This window comes from Candidatus Methylomirabilota bacterium, assembly GCA_035260325.1.
GTDB lineage: Bacteria > Methylomirabilota > Methylomirabilia > Rokubacteriales > CSP1-6 > AR19.
Genome location: DATFVL010000085.1, coordinates 1 through 8,616 on the forward strand (window position 1 = coordinate 1; position 8,616 = coordinate 8,616).

General features: G+C 70.8%; 10 protein-coding genes. All 10 read left to right on the plus strand.

Annotated features, from left to right (window positions below; all coding sequences use genetic code 11):
- The coding region (locus tag VKG64_05970; protein HKB24586.1) for a hypothetical protein at positions 1–180 on the plus strand (180 nt) is incomplete at its 5' end.
- Positions 181–224: 44 nt separating this feature from the next.
- Positions 225–530, plus strand: coding sequence for a hypothetical protein (locus VKG64_05975; GenBank protein HKB24587.1), 306 nt, complete (start codon positions 225–227; stop codon positions 528–530).
- Positions 531–669: 139 nt separating this feature from the next.
- On the plus strand, positions 670–2,067 hold the full coding sequence (locus VKG64_05980; protein ID HKB24588.1) for an MFS transporter: 1,398 nt from the start codon (positions 670–672) through the stop codon (positions 2,065–2,067).
- 73 nt (positions 2,068–2,140) lie between these two features.
- On the plus strand, positions 2,141–2,542 hold the full coding sequence (locus tag VKG64_05985) for a cytochrome c (GenBank protein ID HKB24589.1): 402 nt from the start codon (positions 2,141–2,143) through the stop codon (positions 2,540–2,542).
- Between the two features lie 69 nt (positions 2,543–2,611).
- Positions 2,612–3,541, plus strand: coding sequence for a hypothetical protein (locus tag VKG64_05990; protein HKB24590.1), 930 nt, complete (start codon positions 2,612–2,614; stop codon positions 3,539–3,541).
- A gap of 73 nt (positions 3,542–3,614) precedes the next feature.
- Complete coding sequence (locus VKG64_05995) at positions 3,615–4,145, plus strand: HNH endonuclease (GenBank protein HKB24591.1); 531 nt, start codon at positions 3,615–3,617, stop codon at positions 4,143–4,145.
- Positions 4,146–4,159: 14 nt separating this feature from the next.
- Positions 4,160–6,142 carry an excinuclease ABC subunit UvrB gene (gene uvrB, locus VKG64_06000; GenBank protein HKB24592.1) on the plus strand — a complete coding sequence of 661 codons (1,983 nt, stop codon included), beginning with the start codon at positions 4,160–4,162 and terminating at the stop codon, positions 6,140–6,142.
- Complete coding sequence (gene uvrC / locus VKG64_06005; protein HKB24593.1) at positions 6,139–7,971, plus strand: excinuclease ABC subunit UvrC; 1,833 nt, start codon at positions 6,139–6,141, stop codon at positions 7,969–7,971. Before uvrB ends, uvrC begins: the two co-directional genes overlap by 4 nt.
- Positions 7,972–8,010: 39 nt before the next feature.
- Complete coding sequence (locus VKG64_06010) at positions 8,011–8,265, plus strand: hypothetical protein (GenBank protein ID HKB24594.1); 255 nt, start codon at positions 8,011–8,013, stop codon at positions 8,263–8,265.
- A 149-nt stretch (positions 8,266–8,414) separates the two neighbouring features.
- Positions 8,415–8,616: class I tRNA ligase family protein (locus VKG64_06015; GenBank protein ID HKB24595.1), on the plus strand; the 202-nt coding region annotated here is incomplete at its 3' end.

Consider the following 8,616-nt stretch of genomic DNA (forward strand, 5'->3'; position numbering starts at 1 on the left):
GCGCTGGCGCGGACGCTGGCCGAGCACATCGGCCACGTCAAGCCGGCGCCGGAAGCGCCGGTCGCGGCCGGGAACGGCAAGAGGCAGATCGGCGACCTCTGCAAGGAGTGCGGCCAGGCGACCTTCATCTACGAGGAGGGCTGCAAGAAGTGTCTCTCGTGCGGCTTCAACGAGTGCTGAAGCTCGGAGGAGGGTCGAGCGCCTCAGCGGTGTAGAATGCCGCCGTGTTCTCGGGCGGGACGTACGACGAGGTCGCGCGGTGGCTCTGGAACTTCCTCACGTCGCACGCCAAGCGCATCAGCCCGCGCGTCGAGGTCGAGCTGGACGCGGGTGACACGCGCGCCGGGAAGTCGTACGGGGCGCGGCTCCGCGTGGGGGCGCGCGTGAGCCCCGTCCTCGAGTTCGACTTCCACGAGGTCGCCGACAAGCGCGGGAGCCTCGCGTGGTGCGCCGAGATGGCCGAGCGCACGCAGGCCCGCGCGCGGGAGCTCCTGGCGGAGCGGGGAACGGCAGACGCCCGGGCGCGCTAGGCTCCTTCCGCGCTGGATCACCCCCGGGGACCTCAACGGGTTCCTTGGCCTCGCCCTCGACAACGTCACGCAGCTCGTCATCCTCTCGAGCCTCCTGATCGGCGTCTTCAAGTTCCCCGCGGACCTCGTCCTGCACCGGATGGTCCCGGGCACGGCGTTGGGCGTGCTGGTCGGCGACCTCGCCTACACGTGGCTCGCCGTGCGGCTCATGCGCCGGACGGGACGGGAGGACGTGACGGCGATGCCGTTCGGCATCGACACGCCGACGCTCTTCGCGATGGTCTTCGGCGTCCTCGGCCCCGTGATGGCGGCGACCGGCGATCCCGTCCTCGCGTGGAAGGTGGGCATGGCCGCGACGGTCGCGATCGGCCTCGCCAAGGTCGGGCTCGCGTTCGGGGGCGACTGGGCCCGCCGCGCGGTGCCGCGTGCCGCGCTGCTGGGCTCGATCGCCGGCGTCGCGGTCCTCCTCATCGCCTTCCTGCCCGCGCTCAAGATCCTCCGCGACCCGCTCGTCGGCCTCGTCGCGCTCGTGATCCTGTTCCTGTCGCTCTTTGGACGGGTGAGGATGCCGTTCGGGATCCCGGGCGCGTTCGCCGCGGTCGTCGCGGGCACGGCGCTCTTCTGGGTCCGCGCGTGGCTCGGCGCGGGCCCCCAGGCGACGCTCGCGGTCGGCACCTTCCGCCTCGCGTTCCCGTGGCCGACACTCGCCTGGCTCGACGCACTCGAGGCGACGCTGCCGTACCTCTCGGTCGCGCTGCCGTTCGCGCTCGTGACGATCATCGGCGGGATCGACAACACGGAGAGCGCGGCCGCGGCGGGCGACGAGTACCGCGCGCGCGACATCCTCCTCACCGAGGCGGCGGCGACCGTGCTCGCGGGGCTCTGCGGCGGCGTCGTGCAGAACACGCCCTACATCGGGCATCCCGCGTACAAGGCGATGGGCGCGCGCGCGGGCTACACGCTCGCCACGGGCGTGGTCATCGGCGCGGGCGCGGCCCTCGGCGCCCTCTCGCTCCTCGTCTCGGTGCTGCCGGAGGCGGCGATCGCGCCGATCCTCGTCTTCATCGGCCTCGAGATCACGGCCCAGGGGTTCCTCGCGTCACCGCCGCGCCACGGCGCCGCGGTGGCGCTCGCCTTCGTGCCTGTCGCGGCGGCCGTCGTCCTTATCGAGACGGGAGGCCTCCTCGCGGCGCTCGGGGCCTCGCCCGCGTCGCTCACGGGCGAGGCGGCGCTCGCCCACGAGGCGCTGCTGGTCCTGGGCAACGGCTTCATCCTCACGGCGGTCGTGTGGGGGTGGGCGCTCGTCGCGATCATCGAGCGGAGGCTCGGCGTCGCCGGCGCGGTCTTCGCGTTCGCGAGCCTGGCGACGCTCTTCGGCGTGATCCACTCGCCCCTGGCGAACGGCGCGCTCTTCTGGCCCTGGGCCGCGCCGTCGGCATTCCCGCAGCGCCTCGCCGGCGCCTACGGCGCGCTCGCCGCGATCTGCTGGCTCGCGGCGCGCGGCGCGCCGGACGCGTCCCGACGAATACCGGCTTGACCCGCTTCGTCACAGGAGTGTTAAATGGCTGCGGTTTTGTCGTGAACGTCATCGGTGGTCGAGAGGAGGCGCCATGAGCGCGTTCGGGAGGTCGGTGGTGGCCGCGATCGCCGGAGTCGCCCTCGTCGTCGGGAGCGCCGCGGTGGCCGCGGCGCAGGGGCCGTGGGTCGCGCCGCCCGAGGCGAAGAATCTGAAGAATCCCGTCAAGGGCATCGACAACGCGAAGAAGCTCGTCGAGATCAACTGCGTGTCGTGTCACGGCACGAGCGGTCACGGCGACGGCCCCGCGGCCGCGGCGCTGCCGCCGCCCAAGCCCGCGAACTGGACCTCCGAGCGGGTGCAGAAGGAGACCGATGGCGAGCTCTTCTGGAAGATCTCGAACGGCCGTGGCGTGATGCCGCCCTGGAAGGACATGCTCAAAGAGAACGAGCGCTGGGCGATCATCAACTATATCCGGACGCTGAAGGGCAAGTAGACGTCCGCCACGGTGTCGCTCGACACGCCCCGCCGGACGGGCCGGCGGGGCGTTCGTCTATCCTGAGGCATGCGCGTCTCGACCATCGACGTGGGCACCAACACCGTGCGCCTGCTCGTGGCGGACGTGGAGGGGCCGGGCGCCTGGCGGGTCGTCACCCAGCACCAGACGGTGACGCGGCTCGGCGAGGGGCTCGCGGCGGCGGGCGCGCTCGGCGCGGCGCCGATGGCGCGTACGCTCGCCGTCGTCGCCGGCTACGTCGAGCGCGGCTGCGACCTCGGCGCGAGCGACGTGAGAATCGTCGCCACGAGCGCGGTGCGCGAGGCGGCGAACGGGCGCGCGTTCGCCGAAGCGGTCGAGCGGGCCACCGGCCGCCGCGTGGAGGTCGTGAGCGGCGAGGACGAGGCGCGGCTCATGCTCCGCGGCGTGCGGTCCGGGCTCGGGCGCCTCGACGGGCGCGTCGTCGTGTTCGACATCGGCGGCGGCAGCACGGAGTACGTCCTGGCCGAGGGCGAGCGGATCCTCGCCGCCGTCAGCCTGAGGCTCGGCGTCGTGCCCCTCGCCGAGCGGTTCCCGTTCCCCGCGCGCGTGAACGCTGACGGGTGGACGCGGCTGCTCGGCGAGGTGCGAGGCCGGCTCGCCGCCGAGCTGCCGGCGCCGCTGCGCGGCGCGCGTCCCGAGCACCTCGTCGGCACCGCCGGCACCATGACGACCCTCGCCGCGCTCGACCTCGGCCTCGCCCACTACGACCCGGCGCGGGTCCAGGGCCACGCGCTCTCGCGCGCGGCGATCGAGCGGCGGCTCGCGCACCTCGGCGCCTTGAGCGTCGCCGCGCGCGCGGCGCTGCCGTGCCTCGAGCCCGGCCGCGCCGACCTCATCGTGCCAGGCATCGCGATCGTGCTGGCCACGCTCGATGCGGTCGGCGCCGACGGCGTGGTCGTGAGTGATTCCGGCCTGCGGGAGGGCATCCTTGCCGCCGCTGCGGACGCCGCTCCGTAGGCTCCCCGCGCGTCCGGCGGGCGTCGGCGCGATTTGACACTCCCGCGGCCGGCGTCTATCCTTAGTTGCTGATATGGACGACGTTGCCGTATTGGTGCTGAACTACACCTTCGAGCCGCTGCACTTCACCAACGCTCGCCGCGCGATCACGCTGCTCATGAGCGGAAAGGCCGAGTCCGTCGAAGCCTCGCCACGGGTGGTGAGGTCACCATCCGTGGCGTTCCCGCTTCCCGCCGTCATCCGCCTCGCGATCTACATCCGGAAGCCCTTTCTCGACCGGGTCGCGTTCAACAAGAAGAACATCCTCCGCCGCGACGGCTACACCTGCCAGTACTGCAACCGCCGCGGCGAGCGGCTGACCGTGGACCACATCGTGCCGCGCTCGCGCGGCGGCGAGACCACGTGGATCAACGTCGTGGCGGCGTGCCTCCGCTGCAATCTGCGGAAGGGGAACCGGATGCCCGACGAGGCCGGGATGCGCCTGATCCGCGAGCCCGTGCACCCGAAGTTCGTCTTCTCCACGCACATGCTCCGGCACCCGCACGCGAGCTCGCTGCTCGACTCGTGGCGGAAGTACCTGCTGGCCGTCCCGACGCCCTCCTGACGCCGCCCGCGGCCGTGTTCCGGCTCGCCTCCGAGTACTCGCCGCGCGGCGACCAGCCGCAGGCCATCGCGGCGCTCGACCGCTTCATCCGCGAGGAGCGGCGCCACGTCGTCCTCCGCGGCGTGACGGGCTCGGGCAAGACCTACACCATCGCCAACGTCATCGCCGACGCCGGACGCCCGACGCTCGTCATCTCGCCAAACAAGACGCTGGCGGCGCAGCTCTTCAGCGAGTTCCGGGCCTTCTTCCCGGATAACGCCGTCGAGTACTTCGTGTCCTACTACGACTACTACCAGCCCGAGGCGTATATTCCTCAATCGGACACCTACATCGAGAAAGACGCGCTCGTCAACGACGACATCGACCGGATGCGCCACTCGGCGACGAAATCGCTGCTCGAGCGGCGCGACGTCGTCGTCGTCGCCTCGGTCTCCTGCATCTACGGCATCGGCGAGCCCGACACCTATCAGGGCCTGCACCTCGTGCTCCGCGCGGGCGAGCGGATCGATCGCGACGAGATCATCCGTCGCCTGATCGCCGTGCAGTACGAGCGCAACGACTACGACTTCCACCGCGGCACCTTCCGCGTGCGCGGCGACGTCGTCGAGATCTTCCCGGCCAACGAGGAGTCGCTCGCCCTCCGCGTCGAGCTCTTCGGCGACGAGGTGGACGCGCTCCACCGCATCGATCCGCTCAAGGGCTCGGTGCTCGAACGCCTCGAGCAGGTGCACGTCTACCCCGCGAGCCATTACGTGACCGAGGCCGGGCAGCTCGAGCGCGCGATCGGGACGGTGCAGGAGGAGCTCGGGGAGCGGCTGGCCTTCCTCCGGCCGAAGAACCGGCTCCTCGAGGCGCAGCGGCTCGAGCAGCGGACGCTCTTCGACATGGAGATGCTGCGCGAGCTCGGCTACTGCCACGGCATCGAGAACTACTCGCGCCACCTCACCGGCCGGCGGCCGGGGGAGCCGCCGCCGACGCTGATCGACTACCTGCCGAAAGACGCGCTGATCATCATCGACGAGAGCCACGTCGCGGTGCCCCAGGTCCGCGGGATGTTCTACGGCGACCGCTCGCGCAAGGAGGCACTCGTCGAGTACGGCTTCCGGCTCCCCTCGGCGTTCGACAACCGGCCGCTGACGTTCGACGAGTTCACCCGCGCGACCGGTCAGACCATCTACGTCTCCGCGGCCCCGAGCGCGTACGAGGTCGCGCTCGCGGGCGACGCGGTGGTCGAGCAGGTGATCCGGCCGACGGGCCTCATGGACCCGAAGCTCACGGTCCGGCCCGCGAAGGACCAGGTGGACGACCTCCTCGCCGAGATCCGGGCGCGCGCCGAGCGCGAGGAGCGGGTCCTCGTGACCACGCTGACGAAGCGGATGGCCGAGGATCTGACCGAGTACTACCAGCAGGTGGGGCTCCGCGTGCGCTACCTCCACTCGGACATCGACACGCTCGACCGCGTGGCGGTCATCCGCGACCTCCGCCTCGGGAAGTTCGACTGCCTGATCGGCATCAACCTGCTCCGCGAAGGGCTCGACATCCCGGAGGTCTCCCTCGTCGCGATCCTCGACGCCGACAAGGAGGGCTACCTCCGCTCGGCGACCTCGCTCATCCAGACGGCGGGCCGCGCGGCCCGCAACGTCAACGGCGAGGTGATCATGTACGCGGACCACGTGACCGACTCGATGGCCGCGACGCTCCGCGAGACCGAGCGGCGGCGGGAGCTCCAGGGGGCGTTCAACCGGGAGCACGGGATCACGCCGGAGTCGATCCGCTCGGCGATCCGCGAGCTCCTCCAGACCGTCTACGAGCGCGACTACTACACGGTCGACGTCGAGGCGCCCGCCGAGGAGCGTTTCGGCTCGCCCGCCGAGCTCGCGAAGCGGGTCGCCGAGCTCGAGGCGCAGATGAAGGAGGCGGCGCGCCGCCTCGACTTCGAGCAGGCCGCCGAGCTGCGCGACCGGGTGAAGGCGCTCCGGAAGCGCGGGCTCGCATGACGCTCGAGGAGAAGCTCGCGCGGCTGCCCGACCGGCCCGGCGTCTACATCTACCGGGACGCGAAGGCCCAGGTCCTCTACGTCGGCAAGGCGGCGTCGCTCCGGAGCCGGGTCCGCTCGTACTTCCAGGAGTCGCGGCCGCGCGATCCGAAGACCGACGCCCTCGTCCGCCAGATCCGCGACCTCGAGTACATCGTCACCGACAACGAGCTCGAGGCGCTGATGCTCGAGGCCAACCTGGTGCGGAAGCACCGGCCCCGCTACAACATCATCTTGAGGGACGACAAGCACTATCCGTTCCTCAAGCTCACGACGAACGAGGACTTCCCGCGGCTCCTGGTCGCGCGGCGCGTGCAGGACGACGGCGCGGTCTACTACGGCCCGTTCTATCCCGCGACCGCGATGCGCGAGACGCTGCGCCTGACGCGCCAGCTCTTCCCGCTCCGGACGTGCTCGATCACGATCGATGGCCGCCTCGAGCGCCCCTGCATCCAGTACGCGATCCACCGCTGCAACGCGCCGTGCACCGGGTGGGAGACGCGCGAGGGGTACGCGAAGACCGTGCGCGACGTGATGGGTTTCCTCGAGGGCAAGGACGAGGACCTGGCGCTCCGGTTGACCAAGGAGATGGAGGTCGCCGCGGCGGACCAGAAGTTCGAGCGGGCCGCGATGCTGCGCGACCAGATCCAGTCGCTCAACAAGGTCCGCGAGCGCCAGAAGATCATCTCGACCGAGGAGGTGGACCAGGACGTGATCGGCGTCGTGCGCCAGGGGAACGACGCGTGCGTCGAGCTCTTCTTCGTCCGCCGGGGGCGGCTCGTCGGCCAGGAGCCGTTCTTCTTCGACAAGGTCGCCGGCTGGAGCGACGGCGAGATCCTCTCGGCCTTCGTCCGGCAGTTTTACGGCAAGGCGGTCACGCCCGCGCCCGAGCTCCTGGTGTCCGAGGAGCTCCCCGAGGCCGCCCTGACCGCCGAGTGGCTCGGGGGGCTCGCGCGCCGGCGCGTCCAGATCCTGGCGCCGCAGCGCGGCGCGCGGCGCGAGTTCGTCGCCATGGCCGAGGAGAACGCGGCGCTCGCGCTGCAGAACCACCTCCTCTCGCGCGACGACCGCCAGCAGGTCGTGCTGGAGGAGCTGCGGCGCGCGCTCAACCTCCCGGGCGCGCCCAACCGGATCGAGGGCTACGACATCTCCCACGTCCAGGGCACGGAGCAGGTCGGCTCGCTGGTCGTGTGGGAGAACGGGGGGATGAAGAAGGATGACTACAAGCGCTTCCGCATCCGGACGGTCACGGGCGCCGACGACTTCGCCTCGCTGGGCGAGGTCCTCACGCGGCGGTTCGCGAAGGCGCTGGAGCAGGGAACCCCGCTGCCGGACCTGGTCCTGATCGACGGGGGCCGGGGCCAGCTCAACGTCGGGCTCAAGGTGCTCCAGGACCTCGGCCTCGACTACCTCCCGGTGATCGCGCTCGCCAAGCAGCAGGAGGAGGTCTACGTCGGTGAGAGCCTCCACCCGCTCGTCCTCGATCCGACGTCGCCCGCGCTCCACACGCTGCAGAAGATCCGGGACGAGGCCCATCGCTTCGCGGTGACCTATCACAAGAAGCTCCGATCGCAGCGGACCCTCCGGTCCGTCCTCGACACGATACCGGGCGTCGGGCCGACGATCCGCACGAGCCTGCTGAAGACGCTCGGCTCGGCGCGGCGCATCCGCGAGTCGTCGGTCGCCGAGCTCGCGGCGGTGCCGAAGGTCACGCCCAGGCTCGCCCAGAAGATCTACGCCCATTTCCACGGCGCCGGATCTCCGGAACCCGGCGCCGCCGGCGGCGGTTGAACGATGGAGCCAACCAGGCGCGGAGGAGGTGATCGACGCATGCGGATGCTCATGGCAGCGGCGGCGATCGTCACGGCGCTCGCGGTGGGCGCGGGCGCGGCGCACGCGTTCCAGTGTCCGACGCTCATCAAGCAGGGCCGCGACGCGGCCGCCAAGATGGACGCGAAGGACGCGAAGGTGAAGAAGGCCGTGGCGATGCTGGACAAGGCCGAAGGCCTGCACAAGGAAGGAAAGCACGCGGACTCGATCAAGGAAGCTAACGAGGCTCTCGGCCTGCTCGGCGTGAAGAAGTAAAGCGCCTGGGGGCGGGGCGGGCTCTCTCGCTTCGGAACGACACTCGCGGGAGAGCCCGCCCCGCCCCCTGCGCTCTACGTCCTCACGCGAGCGGGCCGAGGCCGTTTCTTGCTCCTGCCATCTAAGTATGTAAAACTCTGAACGTAATCATGTCGAGCGATCGATATCCGTTCCGCGAGATCGAGGGAAAGTGGCAGAAGGTCTGGGAAGAGCGCAAACAGTTCAGCGTTAGCGAGGACCCGAGCCGCCCGAAGTTCTACTGCCTCGAGATGTTCCCGTACCCCTCCGGCCGCATCCACATGGGCCACGTGCGCGTGTACGCGATCGGCGACCTCCTCGCGCGCTACAAGA

Excerpts from the sequence above, each read along its gene's own strand:
- VKG64_05980 (HKB24588.1), top strand. The coding sequence starts at position 670 with ATGGTCCCGGGCACGGCGTTGGGCGTGCTGGTCGGCGACCTCGCCTAC.
- VKG64_05985 (HKB24589.1), top strand. The coding sequence starts at position 2,141 with ATGAGCGCGTTCGGGAGGTCGGTGGTGGCCGCGATCGCCGGAGTCGCC.
- VKG64_05990 (HKB24590.1), top strand. The coding sequence starts at position 2,612 with ATGCGCGTCTCGACCATCGACGTGGGCACCAACACCGTGCGCCTGCTC.
- VKG64_05995 (HKB24591.1), top strand. The coding sequence starts at position 3,615 with ATGGACGACGTTGCCGTATTGGTGCTGAACTACACCTTCGAGCCGCTG.
- uvrC (HKB24593.1), top strand. The coding sequence starts at position 6,139 with ATGACGCTCGAGGAGAAGCTCGCGCGGCTGCCCGACCGGCCCGGCGTC.
- VKG64_06010 (HKB24594.1), top strand. The coding sequence starts at position 8,011 with ATGCGGATGCTCATGGCAGCGGCGGCGATCGTCACGGCGCTCGCGGTG.